Raw genomic sequence first — 16,119 nt, forward strand, 5'->3', positions numbered from 1 at the left:
AGCGCCCCTTGCGGGGCGCCGGGATTACAGTTTCTTGGCTTTCTCGATCGCTTCGTCGATGCTGCCGACCATGTAGAACGCTTGTTCTGGCAGGTGGTCGTAGTCACCTTTGAGGATGCCGCTGAAGCCAGCGATGGTGTCCTTGAGCGAAACGTACTTGCCTGGCGAGCCGGTGAAGACTTCAGCCACGAAGAACGGCTGCGACAGGAAGCGCTGGATCTTACGAGCGCGGGCAACCAGTTGCTTGTCGGCTTCGGACAGTTCGTCCATACCCAGGATCGCGATGATGTCCTTCAGCTCTTTGTAGCGCTGCAGAACATACTGAACGCCACGAGCGGTGTCGTAGTGCTCGGTGCCGATCACGTTCGGGTCCAGCTGGCGCGAAGTCGAGTCCAGTGGGTCGACCGCTGGGTAGATACCCAGGGAAGCGATGTCACGGGACAGAACGACGGTGGCGTCCAAGTGGGCGAAGGTGGTCGCTGGCGACGGGTCGGTCAGGTCGTCCGCAGGTACGTATACGGCCTGGACGGAGGTGATCGAACCTTCCTTGGTCGAAGTGATACGCTCTTGCAGAACGCCCATCTCTTCGGCCAGGGTCGGCTGGTAACCTACTGCCGAAGGCATACGGCCCAGCAGTGCGGATACTTCGGTACCGGCCAGGGTGTAACGATAGATGTTGTCGACGAACAGCAGAACGTCGTTACCTTCGTCACGGAACTTCTCAGCCATGGTCAGGCCGGTCAGCGCTACGCGCAGACGGTTTCCTGGTGGCTCGTTCATCTGACCGTAGACCAGCGCTACCTTGTCGAGAACGTTGGAGTCCTTCATCTCGTGGTAGAAGTCGTTACCCTCACGAGTACGCTCACCCACACCAGCGAACACGGAGTAACCGCTGTGTTCCATGGCGATGTTACGGATCAGTTCCATCATGTTCACGGTCTTGCCGACGCCGGCACCACCGAACAGACCAACCTTACCACCCTTGGCGAACGGGCAGACCAGGTCGATAACCTTGATGCCGGTTTCCAGCAGGTCGTTGCCGCCTGCCTGGTCAGCGAACGAAGGCGCTGGCTGGTGGATACCGCGACGCTCTTCTTCGCCGATCGGGCCGGCTTCGTCGATCGGGTTGCCCAGGACGTCCATGATACGGCCCAGGGTTGCCTTGCCGACGGGTACCGAGATGGCAGCCTTGGTGTCGACGACATCCAGACCGCGCTTCAGACCTTCGGTCGAGCCCATCGCAATGGTACGAACCACGCCGTCGCCCAGCTGCTGCTGAACTTCCAGGGTGGTTTCCGCGCCTTGTACTTTCAGCGCGTTGTAAACACTCGGCACGGCATCACGTGGGAATTCCACGTCGATGACGGCGCCGATGATTTGCACGATACGTCCGCTACTCATAGCTGGATCCTCTGAATTTTTGAACCGTTAAACCGCGGCAGCGCCGCCGACGATTTCCGAGATCTCCTGGGTGATCGCAGCCTGACGCGCCTTGTTGTAGATCAACTGAAGCTCTTTGATCAAATCACCGGCGTTATCTGTGGCGTTCTTCATGGCGATCATCCGGGCCGCTTGTTCAGCAGCGTTGTTCTCGACCACCGCCTGGTACACCTGCGACTCCACGTAACGCACCATCAAGCCGTCCAGCAGCTCTTTTGCGTCGGGTTCGTACAGGTAGTCCCAGTGGTGCTTGAGTTCCTGATCCGGGGTTGCCACCAACGGTACCAACTGCTCGACCGTCGGTTTTTGGGTCATGGTGTTGATGAACTTGTTCGAAACCACCGAGAGGCGATCGATACGGCCGTCGAGGTAGGCGTCCAGCATCACTTTGACGGAGCCGATCAGATCGTTGATCGATGGCTCTTCGCCCAGGTGGCTGATCGCGGCTACGACGTTGCCGCCAAAGATGCGGAAGAAAGTCGCACCCTTGCTGCCGATCACGCACAGGTCGATTTCAACGCCCTGTTCGCGGTTTTCGCTCATGTCCTTGACCAGGGCCTTGAACAGGTTGGTGTTCAAGCCACCGCACAGACCACGGTCACTGCTCACCACGATATAACCAGCACGCTTTACAGGGCGCTCGATCATGAACGGGTGGCGGTATTCCGGGTTGGCGTTGGCCAGATGACCGATCACCTGGCGGATACGCTCCGCGTAAGGACGGCTAGCAGCCATGCGCATTTGTGCCTTGCGCATCTTGCTGACCGCCACTTTCTCCATGGCGCTGGTAATTTTTTGCGTGCTTTTGATGCTCGCAATCTTACTGCGAATCTCTTTTGCGCCTGCCATGTATCACCTATCAGGTTAGCAAGCGGGGGCCGGAGCCCCCGCTGCGGCTTACCAGGTCTGGGTGGCCTTGAACTTCTCGATACCGGCTTTCATGCCAGCGTCGATTTCGTCGTTGAAGTCACCCTTCACGTTGATCTTGGCCATCAGTTCGGCGTGATCACGGTTGAAGTAGGCAATCAGAGCTTGCTCGAAGCTGCCAACCTTGGAGACTTCTACGTCGGTCAGGAAACCACGCTCAGCGGCGTACAGCGACAGGGCCATGTCGGCGATCGACATTGGCGCGTACTGCTTCTGCTTCATCAGCTCGGTAACGCGCTGACCATGCTCCAGCTGCTTGCGGGTAGCCTCGTCCAGGTCCGAAGCGAACTGGGCGAAGGCCGCCAGTTCACGGTACTGGGCCAGGGCGGTACGGATACCACCGGACAGCTTCTTGATGATCTTGGTCTGGGCGGCACCACCAACACGGGATACCGACACACCGGCGTTAACGGCAGGACGGATGCCTGCGTTGAACATGGCCGATTCCAGGAAGATCTGACCGTCGGTGATCGAGATCACGTTGGTCGGAACGAACGCGGAAACGTCGCCAGCCTGGGTTTCGATGATCGGCAGAGCGGTCAGCGAGCCAGTCTTGCCAGTTACGGCACCGTTGGTGAACTTCTCGACGTACTCTTCGGAAACGCGCGATGCACGCTCCAGCAGACGGGAGTGGAGATAGAACACGTCGCCTGGGTACGCTTCACGTCCTGGTGGACGGCGCAGCAGCAGGGAGATCTGACGGTAGGCAACGGCCTGCTTGGACAGGTCATCGTAAACGATCAGGGCGTCTTCACCGCGGTCACGGAAGAACTCGCCCATGGTGCAGCCGGCATAAGGCGCCAGGAACTGCAGTGCGGCGGATTCCGAAGCACTGGCAACGACCACGATGGTGTTGGCCAGGGCGCCGGCTTCTTCCAGCTTGCGAACGATGTTGGCAACGGTGGAACGCTTCTGGCCGACTGCAACATAAACGCAGAAAATACCGGAGTCTTTCTGGTTGATGATGGCGTCGATGGCCATGGCGGTCTTGCCGATCTGACGGTCACCGATGATCAGCTCACGCTGGCCACGGCCAACAGGGATCATGGCGTCGACGGACTTGTAGCCAGTCTGTACAGGCTGGTCTACCGACTTACGCCAGATCACGCCTGGAGCTACTTTCTCGACCGCGTCGGTCTGGGTGTTGCCCAGAGGACCTTTGCCGTCGATCGGGTTACCCAGTGCGTCGACGACGCGACCCAGCAGTTCCTTACCAACCGGAACTTCCAGGATGCGACCAGTGCACTTGGCGCTCATGCCTTCGGCGAGGGTGTCATAGGCACCCAGGATCACTGCACCTACGGAGTCTTGCTCCAGGTTCAGGGCCATGCCGAATACGCTGCCAGGGAACTCGATCATTTCGCCGTACATGACGTCGGCCAGACCGTGGATCCGCACGATGCCGTCGGAAACCGAAACGACGGTACCTTCGTTACGGGCTTGGGAGCCGACATCGAGGTTGTCGATGCGGCCCTTGATGATTTCACTAATTTCGGAAGGATTGAGTTGCTGCATTGCTCTGCTGCCCCTTCAAACTCAAGATTTCAAGGCTTCGGCCAGTTTCGCGATTTTCCCGCGAACCGAACCGTCGATTACCAGGTCGCCAGCGCGGATGACGACGCCGCCGATCAGGCTGGCATCCTCCGACGCGTGCAGGCGCACTTCCTGGCCTAACCGTGCACTGAGAACCTTGGCGAGTTTGTCTTGCTGTTCTTGGTTCAACGCAAAAGCACTGGTGACTTCCACGTCCACGGATTTCTCTTGCTCGGCCTTGTACAGGTCGAACAGAGTCGAAATCTCCGGCAGAAGCAGGAGACGTTCGTTTTCCGCGGCAACATGAATGAAATTCTGTGCCTTGGCGTCAAACTTGTCACCGCACACTTCAATGAATGCGGCGGCCTTTTCTGCGCTAGTCAGTTGCGGGGCCTTGAGCAGGCGCTGCATGGTGTCGTCTTGCGACACCGCAGCAGCCAGGCCGAGCATGGCTGACCAATTGGCCAGTTGCTGATGGGCCTGGGCATGCTCGAAGGCAGCCTTAGCGTAAGGTCGGGCCAACGTGGTCAGTTCTGCCATGATCGCCCTCGCTTAAATTTCAGCGGCCAGTTTGTTAACCAGCTCCGCATGCGCGTTTTGATCGATTGTGGCGCCAAGGATCTTTTCAGCACCGCCAACAGCCAGGGCACCCACTTGGGCACGCAGGGCGTCTTTGACGCTGTTCAGTTCCTGTTCGATCTCGGCTTGAGCCTGAGCCTTCACACGGTCAGCTTCGACGCGGGCCTGTTCACGGGCTTCCTCGACAAGCTGAGCAGCGCGTTTCTTGCTTTGCTCAATGATTTCGGCTGCCTGTGCCTTCGCTTCACGCAGTTGCTGACCCACTTTCTCTTGGGCCAGCTCCAGGTCGCGAGCAGCGCGATTGGCAGCGTCCAGGCCGTCAGCAATCTTCTTCTGGCGCTCTTGCAGAGCAGTGATGACCGGAGGCCATACGTACTTCATGCAGAAGAGCACAAAAATCAGGAAAGCAACGGATTGGCCAATCAGGGTTGCATTAATGTTCACGCCAACACCTCGCTCGGTCTTTGTTCATCACAGCCTTTCACTCGTTGGAAACGAGTGATTAGCCGGCGATCTGACCAACGAAGGGGTTTGCGAAGGTGAAGAACAGAGCGATACCAACACCGATCATGGTGACGGCGTCGAGCAGACCGGCAACGATGAACATCTTGACCTGCAGCATTGGAACCATTTCTGGCTGGCGAGCAGCGCCTTCCAGGAACTTGCCGCCCAGCAGGCCGAAACCAATGGCGGTACCCAGAGCACCCAGGCCGATCAGCAGAGCAACAGCGATAGCGGTCAGACCAACTACAGTTTCCATCTTTCCTCCCGACTTTTACGTCGTATTGGTTAGGTTTTTAGTTTGAAGCGGTAAAACAAATCGTTTGATACAGCATGCCCTTGCGGACTTTTTAAGCCCTCCCCCCAGACGGGCGGGGAAGGCTATCAGACACGCCAGGCGGTCTTAATGGTTATCTTCGTGAGCCATCGACAGGTAGACGATAGTCAGCATCATGAAGATGAAAGCTTGCAGGGTGATGATCAGGATGTGGAACACAGCCCACGCCCACTGCAGCACCACACCCAGGCCGCTGAGCCAGAGGATGCCGGCGCCGAACATCACCGCGATCAGGATGAACACCAGCTCGCCGGCGTACATGTTGCCGAACAGACGCAGTGCCAACGAAATCGGCTTGGCGATCAGGGTGACGAACTCGAGCAGGAAGTTCACCGGGATCAGCAGGATCTGCACGAAGATGTTCTTGCTACCGAACGGGTGCAGGGTGAGCTCGCCGATGAAGCCGCCGATGCCCTTGACCTTGATGCTGTAGAAGATGATCAGCGCGAACACGCTCAGGGCCATGCCCAGGGTGGCGTTCGGGTCGGTGGTCGACACCGCGCGGAACGGAATGTGCGGATCACCGGAGATCAGGATGGCCAGCTGAGGAATCCAGTCGACCGGTACCAGGTCGATGGCGTTCATCAGGAATACCCAGACGAAGATGGTCAGCGCCAGCGGGGCGATCACCGGGCTGCGGCCGTGGAAGGAATCCTTCACGCTGCCGTGGACGAAGTCCACCAGCACTTCGACGAAGTTCTGCAGGGCGCCAGGCTGGCCGGAAGTGGCCTTCTTAGCCGCCATGCGGAAGATGAACAGGAAGATCAGACCCAGCGCAACGGACCAACCCAGGGTGTCCAGGTGGAACGCCCAGAAGCCCATTGCCTTGGCTTCTGCAGCCGAATGGGCCAAGCCCCAGCTGCCGTCTGGTAGTTGACCGTAGGTCAGGTTCTGCAAGTGGTGCTGGATATAGCCCGAAGCGGTTTCTGCTGCCATGGTTGCCTCAAACGCCCTAAGGTCTCGAAAGTCTTTTATTCATCAGCAGGGGCGCGAACCAGCTGACCAAAAGGGTCAGCACGAAGACGCCGAATACTGCCAACGGCGCCAATGGCTTCACTCCTGCAAAGGTCAGTGCAAACAGCACTGCCGTCAAAATCATCTTGCCTGCCTCGCCCGCGTAAAACGACTTGACGATGGCCTGCGCCGCCCGGGCTCCGCTGAAGCGAAAAGCCTTCCAGGCGAAATACACATTGGGCAACCAGGCAATCAAACCTCCGCAAAGGCCTGAATATCCACTGACTACCCCTTTCCACTGCCACAACACCAGCGTTGCCAGCAGCAGTACGACAAATTGAGCCAGCAGTACCGGAAAAACCGCCCAGCGATGGAAAGGCAGGCGGTTTGGCGTGCGGATTTCCATCACAACTGCTCCTCGAATGTCGACCGCCTCGTCAACAATGACTTGGCATAATTTGTGCCGACAAAATGCGCGCAGAGTATAGGGGTGGATTAACCCCTATTCAACTCTTGGGTAGTGATTTCCGACTGCGCGCTACAACAGGAATTGTTTCAGCGGATGTGAGCAAGCACGCCTTGCAACTCGTCAAGGGAGTTGTAGCGAATAACCAACTGGCCTTTGCCCTTGTTGCCATGGCGAATTTGTACCGCCGAGCCCAGGCGCTCTGCCAGACGCTGTTCAAGACGCGTGATATCCGGATCAGGTTTGCTCGCCTCGACCGGCTCAGGTTTGCCACTGAGCCACTGACGCACCAGTGCCTCGGTCTGGCGCACGGTGAGGCCGCGTGCGACAACATGACGCGCCCCTTCTTCCTGCCGATTTTCCTCGAGGCCGAGCAAGGCGCGGGCGTGGCCCATCTCCAGGTCACCATGGGCGAGCATGGTCTTGATCGCCTCGGGCAGCGAGATCAGGCGCAACAGGTTGGCCACGGTGACCCGCGACTTGCCGACGGCATCGGCCACCTGCTGCTGGGTCAGTTCGAACTCCTGCTGCAGACGCTGCAGGGCGAGCGCCTCTTCCAGCGGGTTGAGGTCCTCGCGCTGGATGTTCTCGATCAGCGCCATGGCAATGGCGGCTTCGTCGGGTACCTCGCGGACCATGGCCGGAACGGTATCCAGGCCAGCCTGCTGGGTGGCGCGCCAGCGGCGCTCACCGGCGATGATCTCGTAGCGGTTGTCACCGATCGGGCGAACCACGATCGGTTGCATGACGCCATGGGTGCGGATCGAGTGCGCCAGTTCTTCCAGCGCCTCGGGATCCATGTCGCGACGCGGCTGGTACTTGCCGCGCTGGATCAGCTCGACCGGCAGGTGTTGCAGTTCCTTCTGGTCGATCTTGACAGCCTGCGCTTCGAGCGCGCTGACGGAAGGACCACTGAGCAGTGCATCCAACCCACGTCCGAGACCGCGTTTCTTGATGGCCATGCGGATTCCTTAAGTTGTTTGTGCAATGCGTGAGGGACGACGCTGCCGACGGACCAGTTCCCCGGCCAGCGCCAGATAGGCGAGCGCGCCGCGGGATTGCTTGTCGTAGGCCAGTGCCGGCATGCCGAAGCTCGGCGCCTCCGCCAGGCGGATGTTGCGCGGGATCACCGTATCGTACAGCTGCTCGCCAAAATGCTCCTTGAGCTGCGCCGAAACATCGTTGTTCAGGCTCAGACGCGGGTCGTACATGGTCCGCAGCAGGCCTTCGATCTTCAGCTCCGGGTTCAACCGGGCGGCGATGCGCTTGATGTTATCCACAAGGTCGCTCAACCCTTCCAGCGCGTAGTACTCGCATTGCATGGGGATGATCACGCCATCGGAGGCGACCAGCGCATTGAGCGTCAGCATCGACAGCGACGGCGGGCAGTCGATGAGGATGTAGTCGTAGTTCTCGCGGATCGGCGCCAACGCGTTGCGCAGACGGCTCTCCTTCATCTGCATTTCCAGCAGCACCACTTCGGCGGCGGTCAGGTCGCGGTTGGCCGGCAACAGCTGGTAACCACCGTGTTCGGAGTAGTGCATGGCCTGGGCCAGGTCGCATTCCCCGATCAGCAGGTCGTACACCGAATGCTCGAGCTCGTGCTTATCCACACCGCTGCCCATGGTGGCGTTGCCCTGTGGATCGAGGTCGATCAGCAGCACGCGACGCTTGGTCGCGGCCAGCGATGCGGCGAGATTGATGCAGGTGGTGGTCTTGCCCACACCACCCTTCTGGTTCGCGATTGCGAATACCTTAGCCATTGTTGCTCGTGTTCCCAGTCATGCCTTGCGGCGCAGTATCAGCAGATGGCGCTGGCCCTGGCAACCTGGAACGGTCAGGGCCTGCTCGCTTTCCACTGTGAAGTCTGCGGGCAATGCTACCAGTTCATCGGCAGGATGCAGCCCCTTCATTGCAAGCCATTGCGTGCGGCTGTCACCCAGGTGGCGGGTCCAGTTGGTGAAATTCTCCATGCTGCTGAAGGCCCGGGAGACGATCCCGCAGAACGGCTGCTCGGGCTGGACCTCTTCCACCCGGCTGTGGATAACCGTGAGGTTGTCCAGTTTCAGCTCCATCTTCACCTGGGTGAGGAAGCGCGTCTTCTTGCCGTTGCTGTCGAGCACCGTCACCTGCTTGTGCGGATGCAGGATGGCCAGCGGTATGCCCGGCATGCCGCCGCCGCTGCCGACATCCAGCCAACGCTGGGTGTCGTTGTGGATAAACGGCATGACGCTGAGGCTGTCGAGCAAGTGACGCGAGACCATCTCGTCGGGATCGCGCACGGCCGTCAGGTTGTAGGCCTTGTTCCATTTGATCAACAGGGCCAGGTAGCCCAGCAGCAGTTCGTGCTGCTGCGCGGTCAGCTCGACACCAAGCTGACGCGCACCTGTGGACAACTCTTCGGCATGTTGCGGGGTGACCGGGGAACTCAAGCGCTTTGCTCCAATTCGCGGCCTGCGCCGCGTTTTTTCAAGTGAATCAACAACAGGGAAATCGCCGCCGGGGTGACGCCGGGAATACGCGAAGCCTGGCCCAGGGTCTCTGGCCGGGTGTCGCCGAGCTTGCCCTGGATCTCCTTGGACAGCCCGGAGATGGTCGTGTAGTCGATATCCACAGGCAGACGCGTGTCCTCACTGGCGCGCAGGCGGGCAATCTCTTCCTGCTGACGGTCGATGTAGCCGGCGTACTTGGTCCTGATCTCGACCTGCTCGGCGACCTGTGGATCGATGTTCTCGCCGCCGGTTGCCTCGATCAGGCCAGCGTAGTCGATTTCAGGGCGGGCAAGCAGGTTGAGCAGGCTGTACTCATGCGCCAATGGCGTGCCGAACTTATCCACAATGGCCTGGCCTTGCGGCGTGTTCGGGCGCACCCAGGTACTTTTCAGGCGTTGTTCTTCTCGCTCGATGCCTTCGCGTTTGGCGCTGAAGGCCGCCCAGCGCTCATCGTCGATCAAGCCGAGTTCACGGCCCTTCTCGGTCAGGCGCAGGTCGGCGTTGTCTTCGCGCAGGATCAGCCGGTACTCGGCTCGCGAAGTGAACATGCGGTACGGCTCTTGGGTGCCGAGGGTGATCAGGTCGTCGACCAGCACGCCGATGTACGCCTCGTCGCGACGCGGGCACCAGCTTTCACGGCCCTGGGCGCGCAGCGCGGCGTTGGTCCCGGCCAGCAGGCCTTGGGCACCGGCTTCTTCGTAGCCGGTGGTGCCGTTGATCTGGCCTGCGAAGAACAGGCCGCCGATGACCTTGGTCTCGAGGCTGTACTTCAGGTCGCGTGGATCGAAGTAGTCGTACTCGATGGCATAGCCCGGGCGCACGATGTGGGCGTTCTCCATGCCGCGGATCGAGCGGACGATCTCGAGCTGCACGTCGAACGGCAACGACGTGGAAATACCGTTGGGGTACAGCTCATGGGTGGTCAGGCCTTCCGGCTCGATGAACACCTGGTGGCTTTCCTTGTCGGCGAAGCGATGGATCTTGTCCTCGATCGACGGGCAATAACGCGGGCCGATACCTTCGATCACCCCCGAGTACATCGGCGAACGGTCGAGGTTCGAGGCAATGATCTCGTGGGTGCGGGCGTTGGTGTGGGTAATCCAGCAGCTCACCTGACGCGGATGCATGTCGGCGTTGCCCATGAACGACATTACCGGGATCGGCGTATCGCCCGGTTGCTCGGTCATCACCGAGAAGTCCACCGAACGGCCATCGATGCGCGGCGGGGTTCCGGTTTTCAGCCGGCCAACACGCAGCGGCAATTCACGCATGCGGTTGGCCAGGGCATTGGCGGGCGGATCGCCTGCGCGGCCACCGGAATAGTTCTGCAAACCGATGTGGATAAGTCCGCCGAGGAAAGTCCCGCTGGTCAGTACCACGGAGTCGGCGAAGAACCGCAGGCCCATTTGCGTGACCACGCCCTTGACCTGGTCCTGCTCGACGATCAGGTCATCGCACGACTGCTGGAATATCCACAGGTTCGGCTGGTTTTCCAGGATTTCACGTACCACGGCCTTGTAAATGGCGCGGTCCGCCTGTGCGCGGGTGGCGCGTACCGCCGGGCCCTTGCGGTTGTTCAGAACGCGGAACTGGATGCCGCTCTTGTCGGTGGCCAGCGCCATCGCGCCACCGAGCGCATCGATTTCCTTGACCAGGTGGCTCTTGCCAATGCCACCGATGGCCGGGTTGCAGCTCATGTGACCGAGGGTTTCCACGTTATGGGTCAGCAGCAGGGTTTTCACACCCATGCGTGCGGACGCAAGCGCAGCCTCGGTACCGGCATGGCCGCCGCCGATGACGATCACTTCAAAACGGGAAGGGAAATCCACCACGCACCTCGTGCCTGTTTTTGCGAATAGAGAAGGTAAGCCGACAAGTATAGGGACTTCCCGCCCTTCAAAGAAACCTTCTGAGCAAAATTTGACCAGGCTGTGGATGAGTGGCAGGTAAAAGAAAACAAAGAGGAAAAATTTAAAAAAGCTTTGTTTTTATGTTTATGTTTAGGCACCAACCTATCTGTGCATAAGTCTCTGCAGCCCATACATATCAATGTGTACAGAGAATCAAAACCCTGTGTCGAAGTGGCCCTGGGGGCTCTGGATACCGCTGTTTAACCTGTGGATGAATCATGCTGTTACCCACAGGCAGGTTTGTCCTCAGAAAAAAAGCCTGGTTATCAACGGAGCTGAGGTCGAGTTTTCCACAGGGCTTATCCAGGCGTGCGGGGCGCTGTTGATGAAATTTTTTCCGCGGCGCGTGTCGTCCTTGGTTGCTGGTCTGCTTGCAATGACCCGTACCAACACGAATCGCGGGCAAAAAAAAGCCGCTCCAGAGAGCGGCTTTGTTGCGAATCGAACCCTGTAGGATCACTTGCCAATGCAGAAGCTGGAGAAAATCCGGCCCAGCAGGTCATCCGAGCTGAATGCTCCGGTAATTTCACCCAGCACTTGCTGTGCCTGGCGCAGATCCTCTGCAAGCAGCTCACCGGCACCGGCGAGGGTCAGCTGCGCACGGCCATGCTCAAGGTGGGCACTGGCCTGGCGTAGCGCCTCCAGATGCCGGCGACGAGCGCTGAAGCTGCTTTCGGCGGTTTGTTCATAGCCCATGCAAGCCTTGAGATGCTCACGCAGCAGATCCAGGCCCATGTCGCTGTCCCGGGCGCTGAGGGTGATGGTGACGTGCCCATCGTCGCTTTGCTCCAGGCCCACGACCTCACCACTGAGATCCGCCTTGTTGCGAATGAGGGTGACCTTGGCCACGTCGGGGCGCTGATCGAGAAACTCTGGCCACAAGGCAAACGGATCACTGGCTTCCGGTGCCGTCGAATCGACCACCAGGAGCACACGGTCGGCCTCGGCGATGGCCTTGAGCGCCCGTTCCACACCGATCTTTTCCACATGGTCATCGGTGTCGCGCAAGCCTGCGGTGTCGACCACATGCAGCGGCATGCCGTCGATGTGGATATGTTCGCGAAGAATATCCCGAGTGGTGCCAGCGATATCGGTGACAATTGCCGCTTCACGCCCGGCCAACTGGTTGAGCAAGCTCGACTTGCCGGCGTTCGGCCGGCCTGCGATCACTACGGTCATGCCGTCGCGAAGCAATGCGCCTTGCCCCGCTTCGCGCTGAACTGTGGATAACGTGTCACGTACCTCATCGAGCATGCGCAGCACATGGCCATCGGCAAGAAAGTCGATCTCTTCCTCTGGGAAGTCGATGGCGGCTTCGACATAGATGCGCAGGGCGATCAGAGCTTCGGTGAGGCCATGCACACGCTTGGAGAATGCCCCCTGCAGGGAACGCAAGGCATTGCGCGCAGCCTGCGTGGAGCTGGCTTCGATCAGGTCGGCGATTGCCTCGGCCTGGGCCAGGTCGAGCTTGTCGTTGAGGAACGCTCGCTCGCTGAATTCGCCTGGACGTGCCAGTCGGCAACCGAGCTGCAGGCAACGTTGCAGCAGCATGTCCATGACTACCGGGCCGCCGTGGCCCTGCAGCTCCAGCACATCTTCGCCGGTGAACGAGTTCGGCCCTGGGAAGAACAGTGCGATCCCTTCATCCAGCACCAGGCCATCGTCATCGCGGAACGGGCCGTAATGGGCATGCCGCGGGGTCAGCGTATTGCGCCCGGTGATGATTTGCCCGGCCTGGCGGGCCAGCGGGCCGGACAATCTGACGATGCCTACCCCGCCACGGCCCTGGGCGGTGGCGATGGCGGCAATGGTTTCACGCACTGTGTTCATGCTCGAACCTCTACAACGAATACGACAGATAGCAAAAACGCCCCAGGGGGGCGTTTTTGTTCACAGGCTAGCGTAGCAGCCCGTCAAGCGGCTGCGTTCTTGGTCGCAGCCTCGATACGACGAGTGATGTACCACTGCTGTCCGATCGACAGGCAGTTGTTCACAACCCAGTACAGCACCAGACCAGCCGGGAACCACAGGAAGAAGAAGGTGAAGATGATCGGCATCATTTTCATTACCTTCGCCTGCATAGGATCGGGCGGGGTCGGGTTCAGGCGCTGCTGGATGAACATGGTGGCACCCATGATGATCGGCAGGATGAAGAACGGATCCTTGATCGACAGGTCGGTGATCCACAGCATCCACGGGGCCTGGCGCATCTCGACGCTTTCCAGCAGCACCCAGTACAGGGCCAGGAACACCGGCATCTGCACCAGGATCGGCAGGCAGCCGCCCAGCGGGTTGATCTTCTCTTTCTTGTACAGCTCCATCATCGCCTGGGACATCTTCTGGCGATCATCACCGAAGCGTTCCTTGAGCTGGGCCAGTTTTGGCGCCACGGCACGCATGCGCGCCATCGAGCGGTAGCTGGCGGCCGACAGCGGGAAGAACAGGCCCTTGATCAACATGGTCAGGACGATGATCGACCAGCCCCAGTTGCCCAGCAGGCTGTGGATATGTTGCAGCAGCCAGAAGATCGGCTGTGCGATGAACCACAGGAAGCCGTAGTCGACGGTCAGTTCCAGGCCTGGGGACAACTCCTTGAGCTTGGACTGGATCTTCGGGCCGGCATACAGCATGGCGCTGGTTTCGACCTTGCCGCCGGCAGGGACGTTAAGCGCCGGGCCGGTATAGCCGATGATGTAGTTGCCCTGGCTGTCCTTGCGGGTCTGGACGGCGTTGTTGTCCGAGTGGGTCGGGATCCAGGCTGTCACGAAGTAGTGCTGCAGCCAGGCTACCCAGCCGCCAGTCACATTTTCTTTCAAACTACCCTTGTCGATGTCTTTCATCGACACTTTCTTGTACGGCTCGGAAGCTGTCCACAGGGCCGCGCCGAGGTAGGTGGCGGTACCGGTGGCGGTGCTCGACGACGGATCGGAGCTGGCGTCACGCTTGAGCTGGGCAAACATGTTGCCGGTCCAGGCCTGAGCGCTCTGGTTGTCGATCAGGTAGCTGACGGTCAGGTCATACTCACCGCGCTTGAAGCTGAAGCGCTTGATGTAGTTGACGCCGTTCTCGCTGAACTTCAGGTCGACCGACAGTTGGTCCTGGCCGTCGGCCAGCTGGAAGCTCTTCTGCTCTGCGGCGTACAGCGGGCGACCAGTAGAACGGGCGTCCGGACCGTTGGCGCCGGTCAGGCCACTCTGGGCCAGGTATACACGTTCGCCACCGTTGTCGAACAGCTGGAACGGAATATCCGGATGATCCTGGCGACGTGGGTACTTCGGCAGGGTCAGTTGGACGATGTCACCACCGACCGGGTCGATAGCCAGGTCCAGGACGTCGGTCTTGATCCGGATCAGGTCCTTGCTGAGCGCCACTGGCGCCAGTTCGGCTGGGCTGGATTCAGCATTGGCGCTCGGCACATCGGCACTTGCACCGGAGTTGCCGGCCGGCACGGTGTCCGGCAGGGCCGGGGCAGCATTGCTGGCAGCAGCATTCTGAGTCGGCAGGGCAGCCTGGCCGTAGTCCTGGTTCCACTTGAGGACCATGACATAGGACACGATTGCCAGGGCGACGATCAGGATCGTGCGTTTAATATCCATGATTACTCGGCTATCGAAGAAGTTCGGGAGGAAGGAGCTGGTGGAACGGGATCGAAACCGCCGTCGTTCCACGGATGACAACGCCCCAGGCGACGAACGGCCAGCCACCCACCACGCAAGAGGCCATGGTTTTCAATGGCTTCATAGGCGTAACAGGAACAGCTGGGATAGAAACGACAGTGACTGGCCATCAGTGGACTGATGGCGTAACGGTAAAACTGGATCGGAACGAGGGCCAGTTTACGCATCGTGACTGTCTACCCCTGCGGAATTGGCGACCGCTGGAGAGGGCCGACTGCGGACCAGTCGCTTCCAGAGCTTGCCAAAGTGTTGGTGCAATTCTGGGTTTTCCACTTCGCCCAACCCCTTGCGCGCGACGATCACGATGTCCAGGCCAGCCAACAGCTGCTGGTTCAGGCGAAACGAATCGCGCATCAGGCGTTTCAGGCGATTGCGTTGAACGGCGAGCTTGACGCTCTTCTTGCCGATCACCAGGCCTAGGCGCGGATGATCGAGGCCGTTCTCGCGGGCAAGGATAAGCAGGTTTTTCCCTGGAACCTTGCCGGTTGGGGAGTCGAAGACCGCTTTGAAATGCCGGGGTGTAAGCAGTCGCTTTTCCCGACTGAAGTCCTGACTCACCACCTGTGCCGAAAAATCAAATTGCCAGACGCTTACGGCCTTTGGCACGGCGACGCGACAGAACGGCACGGCCGTTCTTGGTAGCCATACGGGCACGGAAACCGTGGGTGCGGGCGCGCTTGATGGTGCTTGGTTGGAAAGTACGTTTCATGGCGTGTTACCTGGGTTGGTCGACAACGGGCCGGAAGGGCCCCCTTTTTAAGAGATCGGCGATTCTAGAGAAAGCAAGGCAATAGGTCAATTTCCAACCAGCCATTCCTTATGGAAGGTCGAATCAGGGTAGATCGAATCTCCCTCGAACGATGGCCGTTTGCCCGCGTGGACAAAACGCAGGCAAACAGAAAAAACAAAGAAGCATATAAAAAGCTTTTTTGAAGAACTTATAGATCTTAGCTGGGCAACCTTCTGTGGATAAGTACCTCAAGGTCACGTTTTACGAGCTGTACAGAGATCTACAACCTTGTCGGTAAAGGGTGCTCTGGCTGTGCGGGCCATGAGGACAACCTGTGGAGTGAATGGCCGTTTATCCACAGCGGTTTTATCCACAGACCTCAGCCCTGGGTTGTGCATAGCCCACAGGTGCGCTTATCCACAGGGCTTATCAACACTGCTTGCGTGATGTAAGCGTCAGTTTTTGGCGGTTTTACCGTGATCGCGATCGCCACCACGTGTGGATAACTGGTCGCCTGCCCGGTACAATGGCGGTTTGTTTTGCCTCATCCGGCTTTCAACTCAGGGGATATCC

17 protein-coding genes are annotated in these 16,119 nt (G+C 59.4%); all 17 read right to left on the bottom strand.

Features of this window, described 5'->3' with window-relative positions; genetic code table 11:
* Positions 1–24: 24 nt before the first annotated feature.
* The 17 genes from atpD to rpmH all read right to left on the bottom strand — a co-directional run bounded on the left by atpD (position 25) and on the right by rpmH (position 15,525).
* Positions 25–1,401, bottom strand: coding sequence for a F0F1 ATP synthase subunit beta (atpD, locus tag LOY42_RS26355; RefSeq protein ID WP_023628563.1), 1,377 nt, complete (start codon positions 1,399–1,401; stop codon positions 25–27).
* 27 nt (positions 1,402–1,428) lie between these two features.
* On the bottom strand, positions 1,429–2,289 hold the full coding sequence (atpG, locus tag LOY42_RS26360; protein ID WP_102683389.1) for a F0F1 ATP synthase subunit gamma: 861 nt from the start codon (positions 2,287–2,289) through the stop codon (positions 1,429–1,431).
* A 48-nt stretch (positions 2,290–2,337) separates the two neighbouring features.
* A complete protein-coding gene (gene atpA, locus LOY42_RS26365) occupies positions 2,338–3,882 on the bottom strand; it encodes a F0F1 ATP synthase subunit alpha (protein ID WP_038707082.1) in 1,545 nt (514 codons plus the stop codon).
* Between the two features lie 21 nt (positions 3,883–3,903).
* A complete protein-coding gene (locus LOY42_RS26370) occupies positions 3,904–4,440 on the bottom strand; it encodes a F0F1 ATP synthase subunit delta (RefSeq protein ID WP_023628561.1) in 537 nt (178 codons plus the stop codon).
* Positions 4,441–4,452: 12 nt separating this feature from the next.
* The gene (locus LOY42_RS26375; RefSeq protein WP_102683388.1) at positions 4,453–4,923 is read right to left on the bottom strand and encodes a F0F1 ATP synthase subunit B; all 471 of its coding nucleotides are present in this window, start codon (positions 4,921–4,923) and stop codon (positions 4,453–4,455) included.
* Between the two features lie 58 nt (positions 4,924–4,981).
* Complete coding sequence (atpE, locus tag LOY42_RS26380) at positions 4,982–5,239, bottom strand: F0F1 ATP synthase subunit C (RefSeq protein WP_003097235.1); 258 nt, start codon at positions 5,237–5,239, stop codon at positions 4,982–4,984.
* Between the two features lie 144 nt (positions 5,240–5,383).
* Complete coding sequence (atpB, locus tag LOY42_RS26385) at positions 5,384–6,253, bottom strand: F0F1 ATP synthase subunit A (RefSeq protein WP_023628560.1); 870 nt, start codon at positions 6,251–6,253, stop codon at positions 5,384–5,386.
* A 16-nt stretch (positions 6,254–6,269) separates the two neighbouring features.
* Positions 6,270–6,677 (bottom strand): F0F1 ATP synthase subunit I, encoded by a 408-nt coding sequence (locus LOY42_RS26390; RefSeq protein WP_011536507.1) that lies wholly within the window; start codon positions 6,675–6,677, stop codon positions 6,270–6,272.
* A 149-nt stretch (positions 6,678–6,826) separates the two neighbouring features.
* Entirely contained in the window at positions 6,827–7,699 is an 873-nt protein-coding gene (locus LOY42_RS26395) for a ParB/RepB/Spo0J family partition protein (protein WP_110696877.1), read from the bottom strand.
* 9 nt (positions 7,700–7,708) lie between these two features.
* Positions 7,709–8,500 carry a ParA family protein gene (locus LOY42_RS26400; RefSeq protein WP_023628558.1) on the bottom strand — a complete coding sequence of 264 codons (792 nt, stop codon included), beginning with the start codon at positions 8,498–8,500 and terminating at the stop codon, positions 7,709–7,711.
* An 18-nt stretch (positions 8,501–8,518) separates the two neighbouring features.
* Positions 8,519–9,169 (bottom strand): 16S rRNA (guanine(527)-N(7))-methyltransferase RsmG, encoded by a 651-nt coding sequence (rsmG, locus tag LOY42_RS26405; protein WP_102683387.1) that lies wholly within the window; start codon positions 9,167–9,169, stop codon positions 8,519–8,521.
* Entirely contained in the window at positions 9,166–11,058 is a 1,893-nt protein-coding gene (gene mnmG / locus LOY42_RS26410) for a tRNA uridine-5-carboxymethylaminomethyl(34) synthesis enzyme MnmG (protein ID WP_102683386.1), read from the bottom strand. The genes rsmG and mnmG overlap by 4 nt, the downstream gene beginning before the upstream one ends.
* 537 nt (positions 11,059–11,595) lie before the next feature.
* On the bottom strand, positions 11,596–12,969 hold the full coding sequence (mnmE, locus tag LOY42_RS26415) for a tRNA uridine-5-carboxymethylaminomethyl(34) synthesis GTPase MnmE (protein ID WP_139674725.1): 1,374 nt from the start codon (positions 12,967–12,969) through the stop codon (positions 11,596–11,598).
* A gap of 83 nt (positions 12,970–13,052) precedes the next feature.
* A complete protein-coding gene (yidC, locus tag LOY42_RS26420; RefSeq protein ID WP_102683384.1) occupies positions 13,053–14,735 on the bottom strand; it encodes a membrane protein insertase YidC in 1,683 nt (560 codons plus the stop codon).
* 2 nt (positions 14,736–14,737) lie between these two features.
* Positions 14,738–14,983, bottom strand: a complete 246-nt coding sequence (gene yidD, locus LOY42_RS26425) for a membrane protein insertion efficiency factor YidD (RefSeq protein WP_011536514.1) — start codon at positions 14,981–14,983, stop codon at positions 14,738–14,740.
* Entirely contained in the window at positions 14,976–15,377 is a 402-nt protein-coding gene (rnpA, locus tag LOY42_RS26430; protein WP_102683383.1) for a ribonuclease P protein component, read from the bottom strand. The genes yidD and rnpA overlap by 8 nt, the downstream gene beginning before the upstream one ends.
* A 13-nt stretch (positions 15,378–15,390) precedes the next feature.
* A complete protein-coding gene (gene rpmH / locus LOY42_RS26435; RefSeq protein WP_003253163.1) occupies positions 15,391–15,525 on the bottom strand; it encodes a 50S ribosomal protein L34 in 135 nt (44 codons plus the stop codon).
* Positions 15,526–16,119 lie beyond the last annotated feature (594 nt).

The sequence above is a fragment of the Pseudomonas sp. B21-023 genome (genome assembly GCF_024749165.1).
Lineage (GTDB): Bacteria > Pseudomonadota > Gammaproteobacteria > Pseudomonadales > Pseudomonadaceae > Aquipseudomonas.

Excerpts from the sequence above, each read along its gene's own strand:
- atpD (WP_023628563.1), bottom strand. The coding sequence starts at position 1,401 with ATGAGTAGCGGACGTATCGTGCAAATCATCGGCGCCGTCATCGACGTG.
- atpG (WP_102683389.1), bottom strand. The coding sequence starts at position 2,289 with ATGGCAGGCGCAAAAGAGATTCGCAGTAAGATTGCGAGCATCAAAAGC.
- atpA (WP_038707082.1), bottom strand. The coding sequence starts at position 3,882 with ATGCAGCAACTCAATCCTTCCGAAATTAGTGAAATCATCAAGGGCCGC.
- LOY42_RS26370 (WP_023628561.1), bottom strand. The coding sequence starts at position 4,440 with ATGGCAGAACTGACCACGTTGGCCCGACCTTACGCTAAGGCTGCCTTC.
- atpE (WP_003097235.1), bottom strand. The coding sequence starts at position 5,239 with ATGGAAACTGTAGTTGGTCTGACCGCTATCGCTGTTGCTCTGCTGATC.
- atpB (WP_023628560.1), bottom strand. The coding sequence starts at position 6,253 with ATGGCAGCAGAAACCGCTTCGGGCTATATCCAGCACCACTTGCAGAAC.
- LOY42_RS26390 (WP_011536507.1), bottom strand. The coding sequence starts at position 6,677 with ATGGAAATCCGCACGCCAAACCGCCTGCCTTTCCATCGCTGGGCGGTT.
- LOY42_RS26395 (WP_110696877.1), bottom strand. The coding sequence starts at position 7,699 with ATGGCCATCAAGAAACGCGGTCTCGGACGTGGGTTGGATGCACTGCTC.
- LOY42_RS26400 (WP_023628558.1), bottom strand. The coding sequence starts at position 8,500 with ATGGCTAAGGTATTCGCAATCGCGAACCAGAAGGGTGGTGTGGGCAAG.
- mnmE (WP_139674725.1), bottom strand. The coding sequence starts at position 12,969 with ATGAACACAGTGCGTGAAACCATTGCCGCCATCGCCACCGCCCAGGGC.
- yidC (WP_102683384.1), bottom strand. The coding sequence starts at position 14,735 with ATGGATATTAAACGCACGATCCTGATCGTCGCCCTGGCAATCGTGTCC.
- yidD (WP_011536514.1), bottom strand. The coding sequence starts at position 14,983 with ATGCGTAAACTGGCCCTCGTTCCGATCCAGTTTTACCGTTACGCCATC.
- rpmH (WP_003253163.1), bottom strand. The coding sequence starts at position 15,525 with ATGAAACGTACTTTCCAACCAAGCACCATCAAGCGCGCCCGCACCCAC.